The sequence below is a fragment of the Luteimonas sp. BLCC-B24 genome, assembly GCF_028550595.1.
In the GTDB taxonomy this organism is placed as follows: Bacteria; Pseudomonadota; Gammaproteobacteria; order Xanthomonadales; family Xanthomonadaceae; genus Luteimonas.
This window is the reverse complement of record NZ_JAQQGN010000005.1, coordinates 225,076-248,617: the sequence shown is the minus strand read 5'-3', so window position 1 is coordinate 248,617 and position 23,542 is coordinate 225,076. Positions and strand designations below refer to the sequence as shown.

The 23,542-nt window shown below is 71.7% G+C and carries 24 protein-coding genes; 12 read left to right on the top strand and 12 right to left on the bottom strand.

Going from position 1 to position 23,542, the window contains the following annotated elements:
• The first annotated feature begins 36 nt into the window (after positions 1 to 36).
• From PQS31_RS12185 to PQS31_RS12170, 4 genes are all read left to right on the top strand, one after another.
• On the top strand, positions 37 to 837 hold the full coding sequence (locus PQS31_RS12185; RefSeq protein ID WP_272763005.1) for a lysophospholipid acyltransferase family protein: 801 nt from the start codon (positions 37 to 39) through the stop codon (positions 835 to 837).
• Positions 834 to 1,946 (top strand): alpha/beta fold hydrolase, encoded by a 1,113-nt coding sequence (locus PQS31_RS12180; RefSeq protein ID WP_272763004.1) that lies wholly within the window; start codon positions 834 to 836, stop codon positions 1,944 to 1,946. The genes PQS31_RS12185 and PQS31_RS12180 overlap by 4 nt, the downstream gene beginning before the upstream one ends.
• An 84-nt stretch (positions 1,947 to 2,030) precedes the next feature.
• Positions 2,031 to 4,100 (top strand): tetratricopeptide repeat protein, encoded by a 2,070-nt coding sequence (locus PQS31_RS12175; protein WP_272763003.1) that lies wholly within the window; start codon positions 2,031 to 2,033, stop codon positions 4,098 to 4,100.
• Positions 4,101 to 4,124: 24 nt separating this feature from the next.
• Complete coding sequence (locus PQS31_RS12170) at positions 4,125 to 4,742, top strand: YbhB/YbcL family Raf kinase inhibitor-like protein (protein WP_272763002.1); 618 nt, start codon at positions 4,125 to 4,127, stop codon at positions 4,740 to 4,742.
• A 51-nt stretch (positions 4,743 to 4,793) separates the two neighbouring features.
• Here PQS31_RS12170 and PQS31_RS12165 read toward each other — a convergent pair whose 3' ends face one another.
• A complete protein-coding gene (locus PQS31_RS12165) occupies positions 4,794 to 5,615 on the bottom strand; it encodes an META and DUF4377 domain-containing protein (protein WP_272763001.1) in 822 nt (273 codons plus the stop codon).
• A gap of 155 nt (positions 5,616 to 5,770) precedes the next feature.
• On the opposite strand from PQS31_RS12165, the gene PQS31_RS12160 reads away from it, so the two are divergent.
• The 3 genes from PQS31_RS12160 (at position 5,771) to PQS31_RS12150 (ending at position 7,991) form a co-directional block, all read left to right on the top strand.
• Complete coding sequence (locus PQS31_RS12160; RefSeq protein WP_272763000.1) at positions 5,771 to 6,211, top strand: VOC family protein; 441 nt, start codon at positions 5,771 to 5,773, stop codon at positions 6,209 to 6,211.
• Positions 6,208 to 6,615, top strand: a complete 408-nt coding sequence (locus PQS31_RS12155; protein WP_272762998.1) for a VOC family protein — start codon at positions 6,208 to 6,210, stop codon at positions 6,613 to 6,615. Before PQS31_RS12160 ends, PQS31_RS12155 begins: the two co-directional genes overlap by 4 nt.
• Positions 6,616 to 6,707: 92 nt before the next feature.
• On the top strand, positions 6,708 to 7,991 hold the full coding sequence (locus PQS31_RS12150) for an RNA polymerase sigma factor (protein WP_272762997.1): 1,284 nt from the start codon (positions 6,708 to 6,710) through the stop codon (positions 7,989 to 7,991).
• Positions 7,992 to 8,220: 229 nt separating this feature from the next.
• Here PQS31_RS12150 and PQS31_RS12145 read toward each other — a convergent pair whose 3' ends face one another.
• The 4 genes from PQS31_RS12145 to PQS31_RS12130 all read right to left on the bottom strand — a co-directional run bounded on the left by PQS31_RS12145 (position 8,221) and on the right by PQS31_RS12130 (position 11,023).
• The gene (locus PQS31_RS12145; RefSeq protein WP_272762996.1) at positions 8,221 to 9,015 is read right to left on the bottom strand and encodes an undecaprenyl-diphosphate phosphatase; all 795 of its coding nucleotides are present in this window, start codon (positions 9,013 to 9,015) and stop codon (positions 8,221 to 8,223) included.
• 147 nt (positions 9,016 to 9,162) lie between these two features.
• A complete protein-coding gene (locus PQS31_RS12140; protein ID WP_272762995.1) occupies positions 9,163 to 9,810 on the bottom strand; it encodes a hypothetical protein in 648 nt (215 codons plus the stop codon).
• Positions 9,811 to 9,853: 43 nt separating this feature from the next.
• Positions 9,854 to 10,513, bottom strand: coding sequence for an orotate phosphoribosyltransferase (gene pyrE, locus PQS31_RS12135; protein ID WP_272762994.1), 660 nt, complete (start codon positions 10,511 to 10,513; stop codon positions 9,854 to 9,856).
• Positions 10,514 to 10,654: 141 nt separating this feature from the next.
• Positions 10,655 to 11,023, bottom strand: coding sequence for a hypothetical protein (locus tag PQS31_RS12130; RefSeq protein WP_272762993.1), 369 nt, complete (start codon positions 11,021 to 11,023; stop codon positions 10,655 to 10,657).
• 86 nt (positions 11,024 to 11,109) lie between these two features.
• Here PQS31_RS12130 and PQS31_RS12125 point away from each other — a divergent pair, with 86 nt between their 5' ends.
• From PQS31_RS12125 to PQS31_RS12115, 3 genes are all read left to right on the top strand, one after another.
• Positions 11,110 to 11,928: an exodeoxyribonuclease III gene (locus tag PQS31_RS12125; protein WP_272762992.1), complete on the top strand. Its 819-nt coding sequence runs from the start codon at positions 11,110 to 11,112 to the stop codon at positions 11,926 to 11,928.
• Entirely contained in the window at positions 11,925 to 13,322 is a 1,398-nt protein-coding gene (locus tag PQS31_RS12120) for an MFS transporter (RefSeq protein WP_272762991.1), read from the top strand. The genes PQS31_RS12125 and PQS31_RS12120 overlap by 4 nt, the downstream gene beginning before the upstream one ends.
• A 155-nt stretch (positions 13,323 to 13,477) precedes the next feature.
• The gene (locus PQS31_RS12115) at positions 13,478 to 13,732 is read left to right on the top strand and encodes a hypothetical protein (protein WP_272762989.1); all 255 of its coding nucleotides are present in this window, start codon (positions 13,478 to 13,480) and stop codon (positions 13,730 to 13,732) included.
• Between the two features lie 65 nt (positions 13,733 to 13,797).
• On the opposite strand, the gene PQS31_RS12110 is transcribed toward PQS31_RS12115, so the two are convergent.
• Entirely contained in the window at positions 13,798 to 14,934 is a 1,137-nt protein-coding gene (locus tag PQS31_RS12110) for an anhydro-N-acetylmuramic acid kinase (protein WP_272762988.1), read from the bottom strand.
• Positions 14,935 to 14,991: 57 nt separating this feature from the next.
• Entirely contained in the window at positions 14,992 to 16,464 is a 1,473-nt protein-coding gene (locus PQS31_RS12105; RefSeq protein ID WP_272762987.1) for a peptidoglycan DD-metalloendopeptidase family protein, read from the bottom strand.
• 197 nt (positions 16,465 to 16,661) lie between these two features.
• Between PQS31_RS12105 and tyrS the strand changes: the two genes are divergently transcribed.
• Positions 16,662 to 17,870, top strand: coding sequence for a tyrosine--tRNA ligase (gene tyrS / locus PQS31_RS12100; protein WP_272762986.1), 1,209 nt, complete (start codon positions 16,662 to 16,664; stop codon positions 17,868 to 17,870).
• Positions 17,871 to 17,879: 9 nt separating this feature from the next.
• Here tyrS and PQS31_RS12095 read toward each other — a convergent pair whose 3' ends face one another.
• The 5 genes from PQS31_RS12095 to PQS31_RS12075 all read right to left on the bottom strand — a co-directional run bounded on the left by PQS31_RS12095 (position 17,880) and on the right by PQS31_RS12075 (position 21,886).
• Positions 17,880 to 18,179, bottom strand: coding sequence for a DUF4326 domain-containing protein (locus PQS31_RS12095; protein WP_272762985.1), 300 nt, complete (start codon positions 18,177 to 18,179; stop codon positions 17,880 to 17,882).
• Positions 18,176 to 18,811, bottom strand: a complete 636-nt coding sequence (locus tag PQS31_RS12090; RefSeq protein WP_272762984.1) for an HAD-IB family hydrolase — start codon at positions 18,809 to 18,811, stop codon at positions 18,176 to 18,178. Before PQS31_RS12090 ends, PQS31_RS12095 begins: the two co-directional genes overlap by 4 nt.
• Positions 18,812 to 18,813: 2 nt before the next feature.
• Positions 18,814 to 19,209, bottom strand: a complete 396-nt coding sequence (locus tag PQS31_RS12085; RefSeq protein ID WP_272762982.1) for an MAPEG family protein — start codon at positions 19,207 to 19,209, stop codon at positions 18,814 to 18,816.
• A 72-nt stretch (positions 19,210 to 19,281) separates the two neighbouring features.
• Positions 19,282 to 20,988 carry a M28 family metallopeptidase gene (locus PQS31_RS12080; RefSeq protein ID WP_272762981.1) on the bottom strand — a complete coding sequence of 569 codons (1,707 nt, stop codon included), beginning with the start codon at positions 20,986 to 20,988 and terminating at the stop codon, positions 19,282 to 19,284.
• A 154-nt stretch (positions 20,989 to 21,142) separates the two neighbouring features.
• The gene (locus PQS31_RS12075; RefSeq protein ID WP_272762980.1) at positions 21,143 to 21,886 is read right to left on the bottom strand and encodes a hypothetical protein; all 744 of its coding nucleotides are present in this window, start codon (positions 21,884 to 21,886) and stop codon (positions 21,143 to 21,145) included.
• A 106-nt stretch (positions 21,887 to 21,992) separates the two neighbouring features.
• Here PQS31_RS12075 and gpmI point away from each other — a divergent pair, with 106 nt between their 5' ends.
• Positions 21,993 to 23,540 (top strand): 2,3-bisphosphoglycerate-independent phosphoglycerate mutase, encoded by a 1,548-nt coding sequence (gpmI, locus tag PQS31_RS12070; protein WP_272762979.1) that lies wholly within the window; start codon positions 21,993 to 21,995, stop codon positions 23,538 to 23,540.
• Positions 23,541 to 23,542 lie beyond the last annotated feature (2 nt).

Genomic DNA, 23,542 nt, shown 5'->3' with positions numbered 1-23,542 from the left:
TAGCCGGCGCCGGTCGGCTTTCGGTATCGTGCCCGCATGACCTCGCTCCCCCGTCTGGCCGCCGCTGGCGGTACGCCCGCGCGCGCGCTGCGCTATGCGGTCCGCGTACCGATGTTGCTGTGGCATGCATGCGTGCATCTGCCGGTGGTGCTGATACTCGGCATGCCGGCGCTGGCCGGGCGCCGCTGGACGGCGGAGTCGCCCGGCCATCGCGCGATCCGCTGGTGGCAGGGCGGGCTGATGTGGATCTTCGGCTTCCGCCTGCGCCGGGTGGGGACGCCGTTGCCGGGCGCGGTGCTGTTCGTCGCCAACCACGTGAGCTGGATCGACATTTCCGCACTCCACAGCCAGCGGATGATGGGCTTCGTCGCCAAGCGCGAAATCGCCGGCTGGCCGGTGGTCGGCTGGCTGGCGGGCCGCGGCGAGACGATCTTCCACCAGCGCGGCAGCCAGGAATCGCTGGGCGGCGTGCTCCACGAGATGGTCGCGCGCCTGCGCAGCGGGCGGGGCGTGGGCGTGTTTCCCGAAGGCCGCACCCGCGGCGGCGATCACGTCGGGCCCTTCCATGCGCGCATCTTCCAGGCCGCGGTCGAGGCCGACGTGGCCGTGCAGCCGGTGGCGCTGCGCTACGGCGCCGACGGGGAAGGGCAGGCCACGGTCGCGTTCGGCGAGCGCGAATCGTTCTTCGCCAATTTCCTGCGCCTGCTCGGCGAGCCGGTGCGCCCGGCCGAGGTGATGTTCCTCGACCCCATTCTGCCGGCCAACACCGAGGGCCGGCGGCGGATCGCCGAGGTCTCGCGCGAACGCATCGTCGCCGCGCTGGGACCGGTGGGATGACGTTCGAGCGTCCGCTCGATGCGGATGCATCCGCGGCCGCGGCGGGCAACGCACGCGTCGGCGGCAGCGATTACGCCCCGCCGCTGTGGCTGCGCAGCCCGCACGTGCAGACCGTGCTGGCCAGCAGCCCCTGGCGGCGCCAGCGCGGAGCCCGGCGGCTGGCGGGCACCGGTGCGGTGACCACCGAGCACCTGGTCGACGGCGGTGACGGCGTGCGCCTGCACGGCCTGCACAGCGTGGTGCCGGGCCAGGCCCCGCGCGGTCTGGCGCTGCTGCTGCACGGCTGGGAGGGCAGCACCGAATCGAGCTACATGCGGCTGACCGCAGCCCGCATGCTCGAACGCGGCTTCGAGGTGTTCCGGCTGAATTTCCGCGATCACGGCGGCAGCCACCATCTCAACGAGGCGATCTTCCATTCCAACCGCATCGACGAGGTGGTCCACGCCGCGGTCGATGTGGCGCGGCGGTTTCCGGCGCGTCCGATGGTCGCGGCGGGGTATTCGCTGGGCGGCAACTTCGCGCTGCGGCTGGGGCTGCGCGCGCCGGCCGCGGGCCTGCAGCTGGCGGGCGTGGCCGCCGTGTGCCCGGTCATCGATCCCGCGCGCACGATGCTCTACATGGAGCGCGGCCACCGCCTGTACCTGCGCCATTTCGAGCGCAACTGGCGGGCGTCGCTGCGGCGCAAGCGCGAACTGTTTCCGCAGCGCCACACCTTCGACGACGCGACGCTCAAGCTGGGCATGCGCGAACTCACCGACTGGCTGGTGCACACGCACACCGATTTCGGTTCGATCGACCGTTACTTCGACGGCTATTCGATCGCCGGCGACCGGCTCGCCGCCCTGCAGGTGCCGGCCGACATCCTGATGTCGGCGGACGATCCGGTGATCCCGCTCGACGAATTCCACGCGCTGGCGCTGCCCGGGCATGCCCGGGTGGAGCTGAGCCGCTGGGGCGGCCACTGCGGCTTCCTGCTCGACGCGCGCCTCGACGGGTTTGCCGAGCGCTGGGTGACCGCCCGCCTGGCCACGCATGCCGACGCGGCGCGCGAAGCCGGCACCCGCACCCGACTGGCCGCGGCGATCCACGCCAACCCGACCGGCGCCTGATCCGGCGCGGAGCGGCCGCGTCCGCCGCGCTCGCTACAATGGCCGGCCATCCCGACGGACGGCTCCGCGCCGGCAGCAGACACGATGCAAGACAGGATTCTCGACGCCCTGCGCCGCGGCGCCCACGACGAAGCGCTGGACCTCGCGCGCCAGGCCGTGGCCGACGCGCCGCAGGACGCCGCGGCCCAGCGCTGGCTGGCGACCGCGCTGCGCGCCGCCGGCGATCGCGACGGCGCGCGCGCCGCGCTCGACGCCGCGCTCGCGCTCGCGCCCGACGATGCCGATCTGCACTTCCAGCGCGCCGGCATGCTGCTCGACAGCCGCGACGTCGACGCCGCGCTGGCGGCGCTGTCGCAGAGCGTCGCACTCGATCCCAACCAGTTCGGCGCCTACGTGATGCAGGCCCAGCTGGCGATCGGCCGCGGCGATCTCGACGAGGCCGAGCGCCAGCACAAGCTCGCCGCGCGCGTGGCGCCCGACCATCCGTGGACGACGATGATCGAAGGCACGCTGGCCTCCCGCCGCGGCGACCACGACCGCGCGCTCGCGCTGCTGGTCGCGGCGTCCGAGCGTGCGCCCGAGGACCTGCAGGTGCTCAACGCGCTGGCGTTCGCCTATCTGGCCCGCGGCCATCTGGCGTTCGCCGAGCAGTCGTTCCGGCGCGTGCTCGAGACCACCGGCCAGGCGCAGCTGCGCGGCCTCCTGGCGCGCATCGTGCTGGAGCAGGGCCGGCCGGCCGAAGCCGCCGACATGATCGCCGAGCTCAATGCCGACCCGGCCCAGACCTCGCCGGTGTGGCAGACCATCGGCGGCGAGCTGGAACTGCGCGCCGGTCGGCCGGAGCGCGCGCTGCCGCTGCTGCGCGCGGCCTTCGAGGCGATGCCGCAGTCGCGGCGCACCACCGAGGCGCTGGTGGGCCTGTGGAGCGCCACCGGTGCCCACGACGAGGCGCGCGAGGCGATCGATCGCGCGCTGGCGACGGCGCCCGAGGCCGATCACCTGTGGCTGTCGCGCCTGGCATTCGAACCCTTCGGCAGTGCATCGGCCGGCGCGGTGGTCGAGCGCTGGAACGACGCGCGGCCCGATCACGTGCCCGCGCTGCAGGCGCGGATGACCCACCACGCCGCCACCGGCGATCACGACGCCGCCGAGGCCGCGTCCCGGGTGATCACCGCGCTGCAGCCCGGGCACGCGGTCGCCAACGAGTTCCAGTTCAACCGCCTGCTGGCGCGCGACGCCGATGCCGCGATCGCGTTCGCGCACGGCCTGTTGCCCACCGCGCACGATGCCGCCCGCATCATGCTGCAGCGCTGGATCGGCATGGCCCAAGACGCGGCCGGACGCCACGCCGAGGCCGCGGCGACGTGGACCGCGGTCAGCGTCGAGTCGAGCGCCGCGACAGGCGCCGCGCCCGAACCCACGCCGGCGCCGGCCGCGTGGCCCGCGCGCGCGGACGCCGATCCGGCGCAGGCGCCGGCGGTGTTCCTCTACGGCGGACCGGGCGCCAATGCCGACCGCATCGCCGCGGTGCTGGAGCGGATGATTCCCGTGTTCCGCAGTGACCGCTTCGTCGGTGGCGTGCCGGACGCCTTCCAGAGCACCGCCACGCCGGCGCGGTTCGTCGCGGGCGAGTTCACCGCCGCGCAGGTCGTCGACGGCTGGCGGTCGCAGTTCGAGGCGCGCGGCGTCGCGCAAGGCGCGATCGTCGACTGGCTGCCGTGGTGGGACAACGCCTGGGTGTCGGTGCTGCGCAGCGAACTGCCCAATGCGCGCCTGCTGCTGGCGGTGCGCGATCCGCGCGACATGCTGATCGACTGGCTGGCTTTCGGCACGATGCTGACCCTGCGCATCGACGACGCCGACCGCGCCGCGGCGTGGCTGGCGCGCCACCTCGCCCAGCTGGCCGACATCGTCGAGCAGGACCTCGTGCCGCACACCCTGGTGCGTACCGATGCGCCGGCCGCGGACCCGGCCGCGCTGGCCGCGTCGCTGGGCGAGGCGCTCGGCATCACCGATTTCCCCGCGCCGCCGCTCGACGCCCTAGGCCCGGACCGCTTCCCGGTGGGCCACTGGCGCAATTACATCCAGGCCCTGCCGACGGCCATCGGCGCCTTGACGCCGGTCGCGGTGCGCCTGGGGTATCCACGGGACTGATTCCTCGACCGCACGGGAGACGACATGCGTATCCACAGTGACAGCTTCGAACCCGGCCAGCCGATTCCGGCCCGGTATGCCGCGGGCACACCGGACGGCTTCGGCGGCAACCGCAATCCGCACCTGGCCTGGGACGACGTGCCGGCCGGCACGCGCGCGTTCGCGCTGTTGTGCATCGATCCCGATGCGCCCACCGATCCGTCGCTGGCCGGCAAGGACGGGGTCGAGATTCCGGTCGAACATCCGCGCGGGCCGTTCGTGCACTGGGCGATGGTCGACCTCGCGTCCGACCTGCGCAGCATCGCCGAGGGCAGCGCCAGTGACGGCGTGACCAAGGGCGGCAAGCGCACGCCGCCCGGCCCGGCCGGCGCGCGTCAGGGACTCAACGACTACACCGGCTGGTTCGCCGGCGATCCGGACATGGCCGGCGACTGGTTCGGCTACGACGGTCCGTACCCGCCACCGAACGACCTGCGCACGCACCGCTACTTCTTCCGCCTGTTCGCGCTCGATGTCGCCCGGCTCGAGCTGCCCGAGCGGTTCACCGCCGGCGACGTGCAGCGGGCCATGCAGGGCCATGTACTGGCCGAGGCCAGCGTCTGGGGCAGCTACGCGCTGCATCCGCAGGCGCAGCCGGCCTGACCGATGGTCCCGCGCGCCTCACGCGCGGGAACCATCCCGGGCGCGCGGACGTCAGCGCCGCGCGTTCTCCGATTCGACCACCATGTCCAGCACATAGGCCTGCGACGGTGCATCGGCCGGCGGGTCGGCCACGTCGAAGCGCTGCACACGCAGCACGTTGCGCATGCCGTCCTCGTGCTCGAAGCCCTCGATCTCCTGGTACAGCGGCGTCCACTCGGCCTCGCCCGGCCGGCGCACGCCGGCGTCGTCGTACTGCACCGGGCGCACCTGCAGGCAGCGGTGATCGGGGATCAGCGGATGGGTGCAGGCCACGCGCTCGGGCGCGATTTCCAGAAACACCTGTTCGCCGGTGCTGCCGTAGCGGGTGGCGGGCGTCGGCGCGCCCTCGAACTGCAGCGTCTCGCCGCCGTCGGTCTGCAGGCTCAGGCGCGGGGTGTCGCCGGCGGTGATCGCGAGCCGGTGCGTGCCCGGCAGGCGCGCCCCGATTTCGCGCTCGAGGCCGGCCAGGCGCTCGTCCAGGCACGCCATCTGGGTGGAGACCGCCGGCCCGACCTCGAGCCGGTCGTCGTCGAGGGTCACGCTGGCGTTGATGCGGTTGCAGGCATTGGAGACCGAGACGCCGCCGTCGCGGAAGTCCAGCTGCAGCGGCGCGCCGCCTTCGGCGAGCAGGCCGTCGATCGGCGCACCCGCGCCGTCGCGGGCGTCGACCAGACGCCAGTGATAGGCGCCCAGTGTCGCGGCGTGGTCGGCGGTGGCGGCATCGGGCAGGTCCGCGGGCGCGGCGGCCGGGGTGGCGGCGGAATCGGCCGGCGGCGTGGCCGGCGAACAGGCGATCAGGGCGAAGGGAAGCAGCAACGGCAGGGCGCGACGCATGGCATGTCCTCGTGGGGTCCAAGGGATCGAACGGCCCAAGGGTAACGACGGGGTCGACCACGGCGTGTCGGCATCCGCTCCATTTGTCGATTCCGGGGGGCCGGCTTCGTCGTTCCGGAGAACGCGCCCGTCCCGGTGCGACCTGGAGACCCCGCATGCGGATCGAGCCCTACCTGTACTTCGACGGCACCTGCGCCGACGCACTCGCCACCTATGCCCGGATCCTCGGCGCGCCGGCGCCCGAGCTGATGCGCTACGACGAGGCGCCGGGCAATGCCTGCACGGCCGGCGCCGGCGCGCGGATCATGCACGCCTGCCTCGCTCTGGGCGACGCGCAGCTGATGGCCTCGGACGTGCCGCCCGGCATGCCGTTGCCGGCCGCGCCACACGCCTTCGTCAATCTGGGCGTCGACAGCGTGGACGAGGCCGAACGCATCTTCGCCGCGCTGTCCGACGGCGGCACGGTGCGCGTGCCGATGGCGCCGAGCTTCTTCGCCGAGCGCTTCGGCATGCTGGTCGACCGCTTCGGCACCGGCTGGATGGTGCTGCACACGCGCGGCTGCGGCGAGGCGGCGATGCCGGAGCACGCCGCGTGAGCCGGCCCCGCCTCTACGTGAACCTGCCGGTCGACGATCTCGCGCGCAGCGTGGCGTTCTTCACCGCGCTCGGATTCGCCTTCGACGCGCGGTTCACCGACGACGAGGCGACCTGCATGATCGTCGGCGACGACAGCTTCGTGATGCTGCTGACGCGGCCGTTCTTCCAGCGCTTCACCCGCAAGCTCGTCTGCGACCGCGCCTGCACGGAGGTGATCCTGTGCCTGTCGCAACCCGACCGCGCGGCGGTCGACGCGATGGTCGCCCGGGCGCGCGCCGCCGGCGCCGACGTGCCCGAGGCGGCGGTGGATCACGGCTTCATGTACCAGCACGGCTTCGAGGATCCCGATGGCCATCTGTGGGAGGTCATGGCGATGGCGCCCGACGCGTCGCCGGCGGCGTGAGTCGGGCGGCATGCGACGTGCCGGCCCGCCCACGGGCGCCCCTGCGGCCGCGGGCTTGCCCGGTGCGGGCGGCGGTGGTGTCATCGTCGTCGATGCGCCGGTCCGACACCCACCACACGATCGACGCCCTGTGGCGCGAGGAGATGCCGAAGATCGTCGGCGGCCTGATGCGCGTGGTGCGCGATCTGGATCTGGCCGAGGAACTGGCCCAGGACGCCCTGGTCGCCGCGCTCGAGACCTGGCCGCGGACCGGCGTGCCGGACAATCCCGGGGCGTGGCTGATGACCGCCGCGCGCCGCCGCGGGATCGACCGGCTCCGGCATAGCCGCATGGCCGACCGTCACCACGGGGCGCTGGCCCACGCGATGGAACAGGCCCAGCGCGATGCCGACGCGCGGGCCGAGGCGATGCGCGACGCCGTCATCGACGACGACGTCCTGCGCCTGGTGTTTGTGGCCTGCCATCCGGTGCTGCCCGATGCGGCGCGGGTCGCACTGACCCTGCGCCTGGTCGGCGGCCTGACCACCGACGAGATCGCGCGCGCGTTCCTGCTGCCCGAGGCGACGATCGCGCAGCGCATCGTCCGCGCCAAACGCACGCTCGCGCGCAGCGGCGCCGTGTTCGAGGTGCCGGCGCGCGAGGCCCTGCCGGATCGGCTGGGCGCCGTGCTGCAGGTGGTCTATCTGGTCTTCAACGAGGGCTACGCCGCCAGCAGCGGCGACGACTGGACGCGCCGCGAACTGTGCACCGAGGCCGTGCGCCTCGGTCGCGTGCTGGCGGCGCTGCTGCCGGGCGAGGCCGACGTCCACGGCCTGCTCGCGCTGATGCAACTGCAGGCCTCGCGGCTGGCGGCGCGCACCGATGCGGCGGGCGTGCCGGTCCTGCTGCCCGACCAGGACCGCCGGCTCTGGGACCGGGCCCTCATCGACGCCGGGCTGGCGTCGCTGGCGCGCGCGACGGCCGTCCGCGGGCCCGCGCCGTCGGGCCGCTACGCCCTGCAGGCGGAGATCGCCGCCTGCCACGCCCGCGCCGCGCAGCCGGACGCCACCGACTGGCCGCGTATCGTCGCGGTCTACGACCGCCTGCTGGCGCTCGACGGCTCGCCGGTGGTCGCGCTCAACCGCGCGGTCGCGGTCGGCATGGCCCGGGGACCCGCGGCCGCCCTGCCGCTGGTCGACGCCCTGTCGCAGACGCCCGAGCTCGCCGGCTTCCACCTGCTGCCCGGCGTGCGCGGTGATCTGCTGGCGAAACTCGCCCGCCACGCCGAGGCCGCGCAGGCGTTCGACGCCGCCGCGGCGCTCGCCGGCACCCCGCGTGAGCGGGCCTGGCTGGCGCGGCGCGCGGCGGCCTGCCGCGCCGACGCCGTGTCCGGCTGACCCGCGGTTCCGGCCCAGGAGCGCGCTCGCGCGACCGGGGCGCGACCCGCCGATGGCGTCGCGCGCGTACGGCTATGGACGCACGGCGGGCGTCCGGACGTGAAACGCGCGACGCCACGCGCGCTTGCAGGCCGGAGCGGACCCGCGGTGTCCGCGCGCTTGCATGAGCACCGGCACGCGCGGCTCCGCGTCATCGCAGGCGATGGCGGCCTGCGCGATCACGCGTCGATCAGGTGCCCGACGGCATCAGCACCAGCAGGCCGGCGCCGAGTGCGATGCGGTACAGCGCGAAGCCGGTGAAGCGGTGCTGCTTGATGAAGCCCAGCAGCCACTTGACCACGATGAAGCCGGTGACCATCGCCGCGACGAACGCGATCGCCACGTCGCCCCAGGCTTCCTCGCCGAGGCCCTGGTCCAGCCAGAGTTCGAGAAACGCGTAGGCGCTGGCGGCGAACATCGTCGGAATGCCGACCAGGAACACGAATTCCGTCGCCGCCGACCGCTTGCTCAGGCCGGCCAGCATCGCGATGAAGATCGCCGCCGCCGAGCGCGACGTGCCCGGAAACACGCCCGCCACGACCTGGGCCACGCCGACCAGCATCGCCACCGTCCAGGTCACCTCGGTCACACCCGCGCGCCGCTCCGACAGCCGCTCGGCCGCGATCATCCACAGGCCACCGATGATCAGTGCCCAGGCGACCGGGGTCACCGTTTCCGGCAGTTCCCAGCCGGCCATGCGCACCGGCAGGCCGAGCAGGGCGGTGACCAGGAAGGCGGCGGCGATCTTCATCGCGTAGCGGCGGTTGGCGGCATCGCCCAGGCCCGTGGTCAGCGACCAGATGCGCTGGCGGAACACCAGCGTGATCGCGACGATCGCGCCGGCCTGGATGACGATGTTGAAGAAATCCGAGCGCGCGCCGAGCCAGTGCTGGGCGATGAGCAGATGCCCCGTGCTGGAAATCGGGAGGAACTCGGTGACGCCTTCGATGATGCCGAGCAGGAGGGCGGAGATCGGGTCGGACACGTCGACTCGCGGACAGCAGGGGGCGGGCAAGGATACGCGCCGTGTCACAGGACGACCAAACGCGGCGCCGTGTACCCGGCGGCGTCGCTCGTGTCGGTCCCGTCATCCGTCGGCGGGCGCGCCTGGCGCGGTCCGCCGCCGGCCTGCTCAGTCGCGCGCGGCGGTGTGCTTGAGTTCGCGGTAGCGGCTGAGCGCCGCCTGCAGGTCACCGTCCAGCGCTGCCTGGTCGCCGAGCTGCTGGTCGAGGATCGCCAGCTGGCGCTGCAGGTCCGCGCGCTGGCTGCGGATCCGGTCGCGCAGCGGCTTGCCGACCGGCTGCCCCTGCAGTTCGAGTTCGCCGGCCTGGCGCAATTGCGACAGCAGGCTGGTGCGCAGGTTGGCCACGCCCATGTGCGAGGTCTTGATCGCCTCCTCGACCAGCACGATGCGCTCGCCGTAGGCGCGGCGCAGGTCGGCCTCGGTGGCATAGGACTCCACCATCGCCAGTTCGCGGCGGCGCGCCGCGGCATCGGCATCGGCGTCCAGACGCGCCTGGCGCTGGGCGGCCTCGGCGGCGGCGCGCTCTTCGGCCGTGGGCGCGCGGCCCACCTCGGCCATGCGCATGCCGCTGCGGGCACTGATCTCGGTGCGCGCGGCGTCGACGGCCGACGCGGGCAGGGCGTCGCCGCAGACCCGGCGGCTGCCTTCGTCCCAGCAATAGACCTTGCGATCGGCGGCCGCGGGCTTCTGCGCCGCGGCGCCGGCGGCGGCGAAGGCCAGCAGGGCACCGCCGGCCAGTCGGATGAAGTGGTTCATGTCGTCCGTCCCCCTGAGCGGCCGAGTGCGCCGACCCCGCAGGTCAGCTCGAGCGTTGGCTTCCGTGCCGCGCCCGGTAGGCCAGCAGGCGGTCGCGTTCCGCCGTCAGTGTCGCGTTTTCGCCGGCAAACGCAAGCAGGTCGGAGAGGCCGGCGATCGCGATCACCGGCACGCCCTGATCCTGCGCCACGCGCTCGGCGGCCGAACGCGCGTCGTCGTCGCCCACGCGCTCCTGGCGGTCGAGCGCGATCACGATGCCGGCCACGGTGCCGCCGGCAGCGGCGATCAGGCCCAGCGCTTCGCGGATCGCGGTGCCGGCGGTGATCACGTCGTCGACGATCAGCACGCGCCGGCCGGCCAGCGGCGCGCCGATCAGCGTGCCGCCCTCGCCGTGCGCCTTGGCTTCCTTGCGGTTGAACGCGACCGGCAGGTCACGGCCGCGGCGTGCGTATTCGCAGCCCAGCGCGGTCGCCAGCGGAATGCCCTTGTAGGCCGGGCCGAACAGCAGGTCGAAGTCGAGCCCGGCCGCATCGAGCGCATCGGCGTAGCAGCCGGCCAGCGTGGCGATCGCGCGGCCGGAATCGAAGCGGCCGGCGTTGAAGAAATACGGGCTCACGCGGCCGGACTTCAGCGTGAATTCGCCGAAGCGCAGGGCCTCGACATCGAGCGCGAGCTGCAGGAAACGGGTGCGGTGGTCGGTCATGGCGGGCATTGTCCCACGCCGAGCGCGCGCAGCAGCAGGCGTTGCGGTCCCGCGGGGCCGCCGGGGGCAGGCATGCGCCGCTGTCGATGAAGCCGGTGCGCCGGTACAGCGGGGCGGCGACGGCATTGGCCCCATGCTCGCTCAACACCAGCAGCCGTCGGTCGGGGCGTCGCCGCGCCAGATCCGCGAAGCAGGCGTGGAGCGTCTGCGCTCCGAGGCGCGCCCCTGCCAGGCGCGATCCAGTGCGAACGTCCGCAGCGTCCCCGTGTGCCGGTCGACGGCCTGCTGCGCGCACGCGGGTCGCGGGTCATCGAGGCGATAGAAGCCGATGACCGTCCGGCCGAGCACGACCGCCATCGCGTCGCTGTCCGGCGCGGTCATGGCGTTGTCGACGTTGAAGGCGATATCGCCGGCGTCGCGCGCCTGCGTCACCGTGAGCACCAGGCCGCGCGCGGCCTCGGCCTGCGCGGCGGAGAGCCGTTGGACGTGCGGCTGCAGACCGTTCGACATCGGTCCGGATCACGCGTCGCAGAGGTCGGGCGGTCAGCGCGAATCCGTTAGGCTTGGCGCCTGTATACGTGGATCCGGCTTTACGCATGAGAATCGTCAGCTTCAACGCCAATGGCGTCCGTTCCGCCGCGAAGAAGGGCTTCTTCGACTGGTTCGTCGCCCAGGACGCCGACGTGCTGTGCATGCAGGAGACCAAGGCGCAGGAACACCAGCTGCTCGTCGAGGGCGGTCTCCACGCCGATTTCCTGCCGGCCGGCTACAAGGCCTGGTTCCGCGACGCGACGACCAAGAAGGGCTACAGCGGCGTGGCGATCTATGCGAAGCGCGAGCCCGACGAGATCCGCACGTCGCTCGGCTGGGCGCCGTTCGACGACGAGGGCCGCTACATCGAGGCGCGCTTCGGCAATCTCAGCGTGGTCTCGTTCTACATCCCGTCCGGCTCGTCGGGCGAGCTGCGCCAGGGCTTCAAGTTCGAGGTCATGGCCTGGCTCAAGCCCATCCTCGACGCGTGGCTGGCCAGTGGCCGCGACTACGTGCTGTGCGGCGACTGGAACATCGTGCGCGCCCGGCACGACATCAGGAACTGGAGCAGCAACCAGAAGAACTCCGGCTGCACGCCGCCCGAGCGCGCCTGGCTCAACGGCATGATCGCCGACGCCAGCGGCGACGGGCTGGTCGCGCCGCCCGCGACCGGCTGGCACGACGCGCTGCGCGTGCTGCGTCCGGACGCGCCCGAATACACCTGGTGGAGCAACCGCGGCGCGGCGCGCGCGAACGACGTGGGCTGGCGGATCGACTACCAGCTCGTCACGCCGTCGCTGCGTGACCGGGTGCTGGCGTGCGCGGTGCATGCCGAGCCGCGCTTCTCCGACCACGCGCCCCTGGTCGTGGACTACCGCGCGTGAGTGCGGCCGGCCCGACCACACCGGCGCCGGCGCGCCCGGGCTGGCGCACCGTGCTGGCCAATCTGCGCCAGCGCAAGGTGCTGGCGATGGTGCTGCTGGGTTTCAGCTCGGGCATTCCGATCTACCTGGTCGGCAACACGCTCGGCTTCTGGATGCGCGAGAACGGCATCGAGCTGTCGACGATCGGCTTCCTGTCCTGGGTGGGTCTGGCCTATTCGCTGAAGTTCCTGTGGGCGCCGCTGGTCGACAAGACCGATGCACCGCTGTTCGGCCGCTGGCTCGGCCGCCGCCGCGGCTGGATGCTGCTGGCCCAGCTCGTGGTCGCGGCGGCCCTCGTGGGCATGGTGCTGATCCAGCCGCGCGAGGACGTGTTCGCGGTCGCCGGCATCGGCATCGACCGGCTGCTGGTCTTCGGTGCGCTGGCACTGGCGGTGGCGTTCGCCTCGGCCACCCAGGACATCGTCATCGACGCCTGGCGCATCGAAAGCGCCTCCAGCAACGAGCAGCAGGGCCTGCTGACCTCGAGTTCGACACTCGGCTACCGCGGCGCCCTGCTGGTCACCGATGCGCTGATCCTGATCATGGCCGCGCACATCGGCTGGTCGCTGTCGTATCTGTGGATGGCGGCGCTGATGGGCGTCGGCGTGATCGCGGTGATGATCGCGCGCGAGCCGGACGCGAGCCGGGTCCCGGGCGGCGTGGCGACCACGCTGTGGACGCCGCGCGGACTGTTCGACGCGATCGTCGGTCCGTTCATCGCGTTCTTCGTGCAACACGGCCGCTTCGCCCTCGTCATGCTGCTGGCGATCTGCCTGTACCGGATGCCCGACTTCGTCATGGGGCCGATGGCGAATCCGTTCTACGCCGACCTCGGCATCGACAAGGAAACCGTGGGCGCGGTGCGGGGCTCGGTCGGCCTGTTCGCGACCATCGTCGGCATCGCCGCCGCGGGTCTGTCCGCGGTGCGCTTCGGATTCATGCCCACGCTGCTGGCCGGCGCGGTGCTCGGACCGGGCTCGAACCTCGCCTTCGCCTACCTGGCGCTGCACGGCTCGGACACCGGCGTGTTCACCGCCGCGATGATGATCGACAACTTCTGCAGCGGTTACGCCGGCGTGGCGCTGATCGGCTACATGTCCAGCCTGACCAGCCTGGGCTACACCGCCACCCAGTACGCCCTGCTGAGCTCGTTCTATGCGTTGGCCGGCAAGGTGCTCAAGGGGTTCTCGGGCGTCTGGGTGGAACAGCTCGCCGTGGGCCGCACGCTGCTGGAAGGCTATGCGCTGTTCTTCACCGGCACGGCGCTGATCGGAATTCCGGCGATCGTGCTGTGCATCGTGCTGTGGCGGCGACCGCCGGTGCCGCCGTCGGCCCGCGACGGCGCGGCGGCGTAGCGGAGCTCGTGGCCGGCACCGCCGATGAAGCGGTGCGACGGGTGACTTCCGTGATCCACCGCGCGGTTCCGGGGCCACGATCTGTGTTCTTCTTGTGCAATCCCCCGCGCGCGTCCCGACGCCGCCGATGCCCTGTCCCGGAGAGATCCCCCCTCATGACCGACCTCATCGTCAAAGACGTCGACGACGGCCTCGTCGAACGCATCACCGCCTATGCCGCCGCCCAGGGCTGGGGCCAGGCGCGGACGCTGCGCTTTCTGCTCGAGCAGGGCCTGCGTGCCAGCATCGGCGACGAGCGTTCGAGCTTCGATGCCGAAGAGGACACGGTGCTGGCCGCGGCGATCTCGGCGTTGGAGCAGGTGCCCGACGATACGTTCGCCCTGATCGGCCGCAGCCCCACCGCCGCCTGACGGGCGCGCACGCGCGCGCTGCTGCAGCAGCGCCGTCGAAGGTCAGCCGGCGACGCGAGCGCCGCTCAGGCGGGATAGATGCCGCCGAGGATGCGCGGCCCGGCCGCGCCGGTGACCGAAGGCAAATTGCCCGGCAGCCCCAGCAGGGTGCGCCGGGCCAGCCACGCGAAGCCCATGGCCTCGACGTAGTCGGGATCGAGGCCGTGCGCGGCGCTCGACTCGACGGTGACACCCGGCAGCGCATCGGCCAGCGCCCGCGTCAACGCGGCGTTGTGCACGCCGCCCCCGCAGGCGATCAGACGCGCCGTGCCGGGTTGGGCCGCGCGCAGCGCATCGGCGATCGTGAGCGCACTCAGCGCCAGCAGCGTCGCCTGCACGTCGGCCACGGCTTCGTCGCCGCGCAGGGCGGCGCCCACCCAGTCGAGATGGAACTGGTCGCGACCGGTCGATTTCGGCGGCGGCAGTGCGAACCACGGGTCGGCGCGCAGCCGCTCGAGCAGCGCGGCGTCGACACGGCCGCCTGCGGCCAGCGCGCCGTCACGGTCGAAGGCGGCGCCGGTGTGGCGCTGGCACCACGCGTCCATCAGGCCGTTGGCCGGACCGGTGTCGAAGCCGCGCACCGCGGCGCCGTCGCCCGGCAACAGGGTGAGGTTGCCGATGCCGCCGAGATTGAGCACCGCCCGGTCCTCGCCGTCGGCGTGCAGCAGCGCCGCGTGCAGCGCCGGCAGCAGCGGCGCGCCGTGACCACCGGCGGCGACGTCGCGGCGGCGGAAGTCGGCCACGGTGAGGATGCCGGTGCGCTCGGCGATGCGCGAAGGATCCCCGAGCTGCAGCGTGAAGCCGTCGCGGCCGTCGCCGCCGCGGCCCAGCGGCCGGTGCCGAAGCGTCTGCCCGTGCGAGCCGATCGCCGCGACCTCCGAGGCGGCCAGCCCGGCATCGGCCAGGGCGCGGCAGGCCGCATCGGCGAAGCCGTCGGCGATCCGGGTGTCGAGTTCACCCAGGTCGTCCAGGGTGAGCGCGCCGGCCTGCTGGCCCAGCGCGACCAGCCGCGCCTGCAGCGCCGCCTCCCAGGGATAGGTGCGGCCGAAACGCATCGCGGCGCGGCAGAGGCCGTGGTCGTCGTCGAACTGCACGATCGCCGCGTCGATGCCGTCGACGCTGGTGCCCGAGATCAGGCCGAGATACAGGGCGTGCGCGGCCATGGCGGGTGCGTCGGCAGGTCGGATGTGCAACGCCCGGCACGAAGCCGGGCGTGGGGATCAACCGCGGCCGTTGCCGCTGCGTGGCGCCGAAGCGGCCACCTGGCGATCCGGGTCCGGCGCGGGCGGCAACTGGGCGTAGAGCACGTCCTCGACCTCGCGGATGCGGGCCAGGGCCGGGCCGGTCTGCTGGCGGAAGCGCGCCAGCGCGGCGCCGGTGAGCGGATCGGGCTCGGGCAGGGTGTGCTCCAGCGGGTTGCGGTGCACGCCGTTGACGCGGAATTCGTAATGCAGATGCGGACCGGTCGACAGGCCGGTGGTGCCGACGTAGCCGATCACCGTGCCCTGGGCCACGCGCTGGCCCTGACGGATGTTGCCGAAGCGCGACATGTGCGCGTACAGCGTGGTGTGGCCACGGCCATGGTCGAGGATGACGGTGTTGCCGTAGCCACCCTGCACACCGCGGAACTGCACGCGCGCATCGCCGGCGGCCATGATCGGCGTGCCGGTCGGCGCCGCGTAGTCGACGCCCTTGTGCATGCGCGAGGTGCCCAGCACCGGGTGGCGCCGGTTGCCGAAACGCGAGCTCAGGCGCGCGTACTGGATCGGCATGCGGATGAAGCTCTTCTTCAGCGGACGGCCGTCGGCGTTGTAATACTCGGCCTTGCCGTCCTGCTCGAAGCGGAACGCGGTGAACGGCTTGCCCTTGGCGGTGAACACCGCCGCCTGCACCGGGCCGCTGCGGATCAGTTCGCCCTCGCGCCACACCTGTTCGACGACCACGCTGAAGCGGTCGTTCTGGGTGACGTCGGTGTTGAAGTCGATGTCGTACTTGAAGACTTCGTCGGTCAGCGTGTTGATGTTCGCGCCCGACAGACCCAGCTTGCGGGCCGAATGGAACAGCGAGCGGCCGACGTTGCCGCTGATGACCACGTTGCGGATCTCGACCGGACGCTCGATGACCTGCTCCTGCACCGCATCGCCGGCGACGGTGAGTTCGACGCGCTCGGTGTCGCTGCGGTCGTAGCGCAGCTTGTTGAGCGTGCCGTCGGCAGCGAGGTCGAAGCCGAGCTCGGTGCCCGGGCGCATGCGCGTGAGCTTGGCCTTGGCATCGGGCAGTTCGAGGATGCGGTGCATCGTCGAGGCCGGCAGGCCGAGTTCGGAGAAGATCGAACCGAGGGTCTGGCCGCGCTCGACGGTCACCAGCTGCCAGTTGTCGTGCATCTGCTGCGCGTTGCGCTGCGCGGCGGTCAGCGGCGGCAGGGCCAGCGCCATGGTCACCTGGGCGTGGGCCTCGGTCTGGTCGTCGCGCATCGCGTGGGACAGGCCGGGCACCAGGGCCACCACCAGGGCGCCGACGGTCGCGAACAGACTCACGTGCGCCCAGTCGCGCCGCGTCCATCGCCCCGGATACAGCTCGACCCGGCGCTGGGCGCTCTCGCGTGCCGTGTTCCGTGCCGCGGCCTGCAGGTTGTCGTGGAGCACCCGCTGGTGGTGCGCGTCGCCCTGCGGTGGCGGGACAGATGTCGTCATCGTGGGGATCCCGGATGGCGTGAAAGACGTGTCAGCGGGGTAACATAGAGATGTGAGGTCCCTGCGTCAAATGCTTGAGTGGATTGGGAATTTTGTCCACGGACAGGACCTAACGACCCTTTAACGAACAGCGGCGAGCCGTTCACATCGTGAATACGCGCGCCGTCACGAATGCTTCACGAACGAGAGTGCCCGCGATGTCCCCAGCCCATGCCCTCGACCTGATCGCCCGCGGCACCGACGAGATCCTCAAGCGTGAGGACCTCGAAGCGCGTCTGCAGCTCGGCCGCCCGCTCCGGATCAAGGCCGGCTTCGACCCCACGGCGCCGGACCTGCATCTGGGCCACACGGTGCTGCTGAACAAGTTGCGCCAGTTCCAGGACCTCGGCCATACGGTGATCTTCCTGATCGGCGACTTCACCGGAATGATAGGCGACCCCTCGGGCAAGAGCGCCACGCGCAAGTCGCTGTCGCGCGAGGACGTGCTGGCCAACGCCGAGACCTACAAGGCCCAGGTGTTCAAGGTGCTCGACGCGGCGAAGACCGAAGTCCGCTTCAATTCCGAATGGTTCGGCGCGATGGGCGCGGCCGACATGATCCGCCTGGCGTCCTCGCACACCGTGGCGCGGATGCTCGAGCGCGACGATTTCGCCAAGCGCTATGCCGCCCAGCAACCGATCGCGATCCACGAATTCCTGTATCCGCTGGTGCAGGGGTACGACTCGGTCGCGTTGAAGGCCGACGTCGAATGCGGCGGCACCGACCAGAAATTCAACCTGCTGATGGGCCGCGGCCTGCAGGAGAGCCACGGCCAGTCGCCGCAGATCGTGCTGACGATGCCGCTGCTGGTCGGCCTCGACGGCGTCAACAAGATGGGCAAGTCGCTCGGCAACTACATCGGCGTGACCGAGCCTGCGATCGACATGGTCAACAAGACCATGAAGATCGGCGATGCGCTGATGTGGGACTGGATCGAGCTGCTGAGCTTCGAGATCGGCATCGACGAGGCGAAGGCGCTCAAGGCCGAGGTCGAGGCCGGCACGTTGAACCCGCGCGACGTCAAGCTGCGCCTGGCGCGCGAGATCGCCACGCGCTTCCATGACGCCGAGGCGGCCGAGCTCGCCATCCGCGGCTGGCAGGTCGCGATCTCGGGCGAAGGCGACGTCTCGCTGTTGCCGCTGCAGGACGTGACCGTGCCGGCCGAGGGCCTGCGCATCGCCGCGCTGCTCACCGTCGCCGGCATCACCCCCAGCAATTCGGAAGCCAACCGCAAGCTCAAGGAGCGCGCGGTCAAGGTGGACGGCGTGGTGGTCGAAGATGCCGGCCTGGAATTCAGACCCGGCTTCGAGGGCGTGCTGCAGGTCGGCAAGCGCAACTTCGCCCGGGTGCGGCTGGTCGCGGGCTGATTCCGGCCGTCAGGCGTTCGCGCGCGCCAGCAGCACGTCGGCGTGGCAGGGCCCGTCGAGGCTGCACCAGCAGGCGAGGTTGCGGCCGCGCAGCGGGGCGAGATCCAGCGTATGTGGCTGCGCCTCGAGCTGCGCGGCGAAACGCGCGACACAGGTCGCGCGGTCGCCGTCGACGCCGATCCGGAACGGATTGCCCCAGCGTCCGGGGCGTGCCACGACGGTGGCCGGCAAGCCGTTCACCGCCTGCGAGTGCGCCTGCAGGTCGAAGCCGCGGCGACGCGAGAGCTGCAGGCGCACGGGCGCGGTCATGCCGGCGCCGTCCAGGCCGCGCCGCGATACGTGGCGTGGTGCGCCAGGGCGAGCAGGGCGTGGTCCTCGTGCGTGTCGCCGTAGGCGTGGACCGCACGGTAGCCGGCGAGGTCGTAGCGTTCGCGCACGCGGCGCGCCTTCTCCTCGGCCACGCATTGCGCGCCGGCATAGCGTCCGGTGAGCACGCCGTCGCGCGCTTCCAGCGACGAGCAGATCCAGTCGAGGCCCTGGGCCCGGCACCACGGCGCCAGGTAGACGTCGAAGCCGCCCGAGACCACGACCACCGTGTCGCCGCGTGCCCGGTGCCAGTCGATGCGCGCCTGCATCGCCGGACGTACCAGTGTCGGCAGCAGATCGGCGGCGAGCGATGCGCCGGCGGCCTCGACCTCCGCGAGCGGAACATTCTTGAACGCATAGCGCACCAGCGTCGTGCGTAACGCATGCACCGGCACCAGCTTGAGTTTGTAGCCGACCACAAACGGCGCGAACACCGCGGTGCCGAGCGCGCGCCGCCGTGGCGGAATCGCGCGGCGGATGAAATCAGGAAACGTCTCGCGCGTGGTGATCGTGCCGTCGAAATCGAACAGCGCCAGATCACGCGCGTCCTGCGTGCGGTGCGGCGCCCCGTCCACGCTCAGCCGACCGCCAGCGCTGCGCGCACGAACAGGGTGACCACGCAGCCGAGGGCGCCGAACCAGGCCAGACTGCGCAACGCCGCACGATCGGCGATGTAGGCCGCACCGTGCACGATGCGCAGCACGACGAAGGCGACCGCCAGTCCGGCGATCGTCGACGGTGCCACACCGGCCAGCTGCGCCAGGATCACGGCCGCGGCGAACGGCGCAAAGGCCTCCAGGGCGTTCGAATGCGCGTGGTAGGCGCGCTGCAGCCGCGGATCGTCCTGGCGCGCGATCCAGCCGCGGGGATCGCGATTGTCGTAACGCGGGGCCGAGGCCTTGGCGATGCCGACCCACAGATAGGGCAGCAGCGCGGCGAGCAATACACAGACATAGGCGAGTGACAGGGTCATTGGGGAGGTCCTCGAACGAACGAAGGGCGACGTTTCCGCCGCCCTTCGAGGGAAGTCACATTGCGGAGCGCCTTACGGCGCGCCACCGGCCTCGGCGCGCTGCGCATCACGCGTGGCCTTGAACGCATTGCCTTCGTACCAGTTCGGCCACCGCGTGGTGTCGTCGACCAGCACCCGGCCCACGCCGTAGAGCGCCTCGAGGTCCTGCACCACGCCCTCGAGGTTCCAGTCCGGGTTGTACTCGTCGCTGGGCTGGTGATAGCGCTTGGCGTAGTCGTCGATCGCCGCCTGGCCGGCCGCGGTGCCGCCGTCGACGAGATCGTTGCCGCCCTTGGCATACAGCGCGGGCACACCGGCCTTGACGAAGTTGAAGTGGTCCGAGCGGAAGAAGAAGCCGCCGGCCGGATTGCTCTCTTCCACCAGTGTGCGGTTTTGCTGGTCGGCGAAGGTCTTGAGGATGTCCTCCATCTCCGAATTGCCGAGGCCGGTGACCACGAAGTCGCGCGAGGGGCCGGCGACGCTCATCGCATCGAGATTGATCACGCCCACCGTGCGCGCGAGATCGATGCTCGGCTGGGCGACGTAGTATTTGCTGCCGAGCAGCCCCGATTCCTCCAGCGTCACCGCCAGGAACACCAGCGAGCGCTTCGGCTTCGGCTCGGTGGTGGCGAACTTCTCGGCGATCTCGATGATGCCGGCCACGCCGGTCGCGTTGTCGATCGCGCCGTTGTAGATCAGATCCTCGCCGTCACCCTCGTGCGTGCCCAGGTGATCCCAGTGCGCCAGATACAGCACCGCCTCGTCCGGCGTCTCGGTGCCCGGCAGGATGCCGACCACGTTGCGCGAGCTCTTCTCGGCGATCGTGCTCTTGAGGTCGAACGACACCGTGGCGTTCAGCGGCACCGGCTTGAAACCGCGGGTATTGGCGGCCTTGATCTGCGCGTCGAGATCCAGGCCCGCATCGGCGAACAGCTGCGTGGCCACCTCGCCGGTGATCCAGCCCTGCGCCGGCAGGCGCGGCTCCGGATCGTCCTCGGCGCGCAGGTCGAACTGCGCCCCCGACCAGGAATTCCGCACCACGTCCCAGCCGTAGGACGCGCCCGGCGTGTCGTGCACGATCAGCGCCGCGGCCGCGCCCTTGCGCGCGGCTTCCTCGAACTTGTAGGTCCAGCGGCCGTAGTAGGTCATGCGCTCGCCGCCGAACAGCGTCGCGTCTTGGGCGTGGAAGCCCGGATCGTTGACCAGGATCACGACGGTCTTTCCGGTGACGTCGAGGCCGGCGTAGTCGTTCCAGTTCTGCTCCGGCGCATCGACGCCGTAGCCCACGAACACCAGTTCGCTGTCGGCCACGTTGACGTCGGTCTGCCCGGAGCGTGTGCCGATCACCATGTCGTCGCCGAAGGCGAGTTCACGCGCGCCGGCGCTGGTGGTGAGCCTGAGCACCGTCGACGGGTCGGCCGTGGTCTCGATCATCGGCACGGTCTGGTACCAGCCGTTGTTGTCGCCGCCGGGCTGCAGCCCGATGCGTTCGAACTGGGCCTTGATGTACTCGACGGTCTTCTCCTCGCCGTCGGTGCCCGGGGCGCGGCCGCCGAATTCGTCCGAGGCCAGGGTCTTCACCAGCTCGTCGAAATCGTCGGCGGTGATGTCGGCCGAGAACGTGTGCGCGGCCTGGGCATCGGGCAGCGTCGTCGCGGCATCGGGCGCCGCGTCGTCGCGGCCGCAGGCGGCGAGCGCCAGTGCGAGCGGCAACGCCAGCAGAAGAGGGGAGTGACGCATCCGGGAACCTCCAGAACAACCATGGAGGCCGCAATATACGTGCGTTCACCCGGGGATGCGCGGCGGCCGGCGCGGCGCTCGCGCGCGCTGCGTGGCGCCGCGTGGGGCCACCGCATGCGCCTGCACGGCGGCGCGCGCGGCACCCTGCGCCGGTTCATTCCTGCGGCGCGCGCGGCGTGTCGTAGGCGATCGGCGTCGCGCCCGTGATCGCGCCGGTGCGCGCACTCGTGTGCACGTACAGGGTGACCTCGCGCTTGAATTCCAGTGGACCGTCGACGACCGCCCCCGGGCCGATGACCACCCGCGGGTTGCGCCGGTTGATCGTGACGGGGAACCAGTTCGACGAGGGCTTTTCGATCGTCAGCCGGCCGCGGACCCGGGAGCCGGCGCCGATGGTCACGTCGCCGTTGACGGTTTTCACATCGCCGGCGACTTCGGTGCCGACGAGCCCGATCGCGCCGTTGACGGTGCTGACGTTGCCGCCCACATGGCCGCCGCGATCGACGAACACGCCACCGCTGACGCTCTCGATGTGACGGCCCACGCGCGCGTCGGTGCCCAGGCGCACGCCGCCGTTGACCGTGGTCAGGGTCTCGACCTGGGCGCGCGCGCCCAGGTTGATGCCGCCGTTGACGGTTTCCATGTCCTCGGCCTGGAGGCCGTCGCCGCCGCGGATGCCGCCGTTGACGGTCTCGGCGTTGCGCAGCCGCACGCCGTCGCCGATGCGGATGCCGCCGTTGACGGTGCTCAGGTCGCGGTAGGTCTGGCCGGATTCGGCGCTGACGCCGCCATTGACCTTGGAGATGTCCTCCTGGGCCAGCGCGCCGCCCGTCGCCAGGGCGAGCGCGACCGCGAGCAGCAGGGGCGCGGAACCGGTGCGTGCGTGGACTGGAATCATGGGCGTGACCTCGTTGGATGGCGGGCGGGCGCGCAGCCCGTGTGCAACGTAGCGTGACGCCGTGTCGCTACAATCGCATCTGTCTTTCGTCACTGGGCCGAACGTCGTGCCGCATGCCACCGGTTCTTCCCGTCCCCGCCCCGTCGTCCTGTTGATCCTCGACGGCTGGGGGCACCGCGACGATCCGCGCGACAACGCGATCGCGCTCGCCCAGCTGCCGATCTGGCGGCGCCTGCTGGCCGACCACCCGACCACGCTGATCCACACCGAGGGCCGGCATGTCGGCCTGCCGGACGGCCAGATGGGCAACTCGGAAGTCGGCCACATGAACATCGGTGCCGGCCGCATCGTCTACCAGGACCTCACCCGCGTGGACGCGGCGATCGAGGACGGCAGCTTCTTCGACAATGCCGAACTCAACGCCGCCTGCGATGCGGCGCTCGCCGGCGGCGGCACCTTGCACGTGTTCGGTCTGCTGTCGCCGGGCGGCGTGCACAGCCACGAGGCGCACGTGTTCGCGATGCTCGACCTGGCGGCGCGGCGCGGTGTCCCGCGCGTGGCCGTGCACGCGTTCACCGATGGCCGCGACACGCCGCCGCGTTCGGCCGAGGCCAGCCTGCGCGCGCTGCAGGCGCGCTGCGCGGCGCTCGGCAACGCGCACGTGGCCAGCGTCAGCGGTCGTTATTTCGCGATGGACCGCGACCAGCGCTGGGACCGTGTGCGCCGGGCCTGGGACGCGATCGTCGAGGCCCGCGGCGCGTCCGCGCCCGATGCGCTGGCCGCCTTGCAGGCCGCCTATGCGCGCGACGAGAACGACGAGTTCGTCGCGCCGACCGTCATCGACGGCGCGGTGCCGATGGCCGACGGCGACGCGGTGGTGTTCATGAACTTCCGCGCCGATCGTGCGCGCCAGCTCACCGCGGCGTTCGTCGCTCCCGAGTTCGACGGCTTCGATGCCCGCCGCCCGCAGCTGTCCCGGTTCGTCTGCCTCACCGAATACGACGCGGCATTGCCGGCGCCGCTGGCCTTCGCCCCCGACCATCTGCCCAACACCCTGGGCGAGGTGCTCGGCGCGCACGGGCTGACCCAGCTGCGCATCGCCGAGACCGAGAAGTACGCGCACGTGACGTTCTTCCTGAGCGGCGGCCGCGAGGATCCCTATCCCGGCGAGGACCGCATCCTGGTGCCGAGCCCCAAGGTCGCGACCTACGACCTGCAGCCGGAAATGAGCGCGCCGGAAGTCTGCGCGAAGCTCGTGCAGGCGGTGCGCGACGAGCGCTTCGACGTGATCCTGTGCAATTTCGCCAATCCCGACATGGTCGGGCACACCGGCGTGCTCGAGGCGGCGATCAAGGCCGTGGAGACCGTCGACCGCGCCGTCGGCGAGATCGTGGAGATCGTGCGCGCCAAGGGCGGCGAACTGCTGGTCACGGCCGACCACGGCAACGTGGAAATGATGCGCGACCCGGAAACCGGTGAGCCGCACACCGCGCATACCGTGGGTCCGGTGGATCTGGTCTACGTGGGCAGCCGCAGCGGCGGCCTGCGTCGCGGCGGCGCCCTGCGCGATCTCGCGCCGACGATCCTCGATCTGCTCGGCGTCGAGGCGCCGGCCGAGATGACCGGCCGTTCGCTGCTGCAGACCGACGGCTGACG

Excerpts from the sequence above, each read along its gene's own strand:
- PQS31_RS12185 (WP_272763005.1), top strand. The coding sequence starts at position 37 with ATGACCTCGCTCCCCCGTCTGGCCGCCGCTGGCGGTACGCCCGCGCGC.
- PQS31_RS12180 (WP_272763004.1), top strand. The coding sequence starts at position 834 with ATGACGTTCGAGCGTCCGCTCGATGCGGATGCATCCGCGGCCGCGGCG.
- PQS31_RS12175 (WP_272763003.1), top strand. The coding sequence starts at position 2,031 with ATGCAAGACAGGATTCTCGACGCCCTGCGCCGCGGCGCCCACGACGAA.
- PQS31_RS12170 (WP_272763002.1), top strand. The coding sequence starts at position 4,125 with ATGCGTATCCACAGTGACAGCTTCGAACCCGGCCAGCCGATTCCGGCC.
- PQS31_RS12165 (WP_272763001.1), bottom strand. The coding sequence starts at position 5,615 with ATGCGTCGCGCCCTGCCGTTGCTGCTTCCCTTCGCCCTGATCGCCTGT.
- PQS31_RS12160 (WP_272763000.1), top strand. The coding sequence starts at position 5,771 with ATGCGGATCGAGCCCTACCTGTACTTCGACGGCACCTGCGCCGACGCA.
- PQS31_RS12150 (WP_272762997.1), top strand. The coding sequence starts at position 6,708 with ATGCGCCGGTCCGACACCCACCACACGATCGACGCCCTGTGGCGCGAG.
- PQS31_RS12140 (WP_272762995.1), bottom strand. The coding sequence starts at position 9,810 with ATGAACCACTTCATCCGACTGGCCGGCGGTGCCCTGCTGGCCTTCGCC.
- pyrE (WP_272762994.1), bottom strand. The coding sequence starts at position 10,513 with ATGACCGACCACCGCACCCGTTTCCTGCAGCTCGCGCTCGATGTCGAG.
- PQS31_RS12130 (WP_272762993.1), bottom strand. The coding sequence starts at position 11,023 with ATGTCGAACGGTCTGCAGCCGCACGTCCAACGGCTCTCCGCCGCGCAG.
- PQS31_RS12125 (WP_272762992.1), top strand. The coding sequence starts at position 11,110 with ATGAGAATCGTCAGCTTCAACGCCAATGGCGTCCGTTCCGCCGCGAAG.
- PQS31_RS12115 (WP_272762989.1), top strand. The coding sequence starts at position 13,478 with ATGACCGACCTCATCGTCAAAGACGTCGACGACGGCCTCGTCGAACGC.
- PQS31_RS12110 (WP_272762988.1), bottom strand. The coding sequence starts at position 14,934 with ATGGCCGCGCACGCCCTGTATCTCGGCCTGATCTCGGGCACCAGCGTC.
- PQS31_RS12105 (WP_272762987.1), bottom strand. The coding sequence starts at position 16,464 with ATGACGACATCTGTCCCGCCACCGCAGGGCGACGCGCACCACCAGCGG.
- tyrS (WP_272762986.1), top strand. The coding sequence starts at position 16,662 with ATGTCCCCAGCCCATGCCCTCGACCTGATCGCCCGCGGCACCGACGAG.
- PQS31_RS12095 (WP_272762985.1), bottom strand. The coding sequence starts at position 18,179 with ATGACCGCGCCCGTGCGCCTGCAGCTCTCGCGTCGCCGCGGCTTCGAC.
- PQS31_RS12085 (WP_272762982.1), bottom strand. The coding sequence starts at position 19,209 with ATGACCCTGTCACTCGCCTATGTCTGTGTATTGCTCGCCGCGCTGCTG.
- PQS31_RS12080 (WP_272762981.1), bottom strand. The coding sequence starts at position 20,988 with ATGCGTCACTCCCCTCTTCTGCTGGCGTTGCCGCTCGCACTGGCGCTC.
- PQS31_RS12075 (WP_272762980.1), bottom strand. The coding sequence starts at position 21,886 with ATGATTCCAGTCCACGCACGCACCGGTTCCGCGCCCCTGCTGCTCGCG.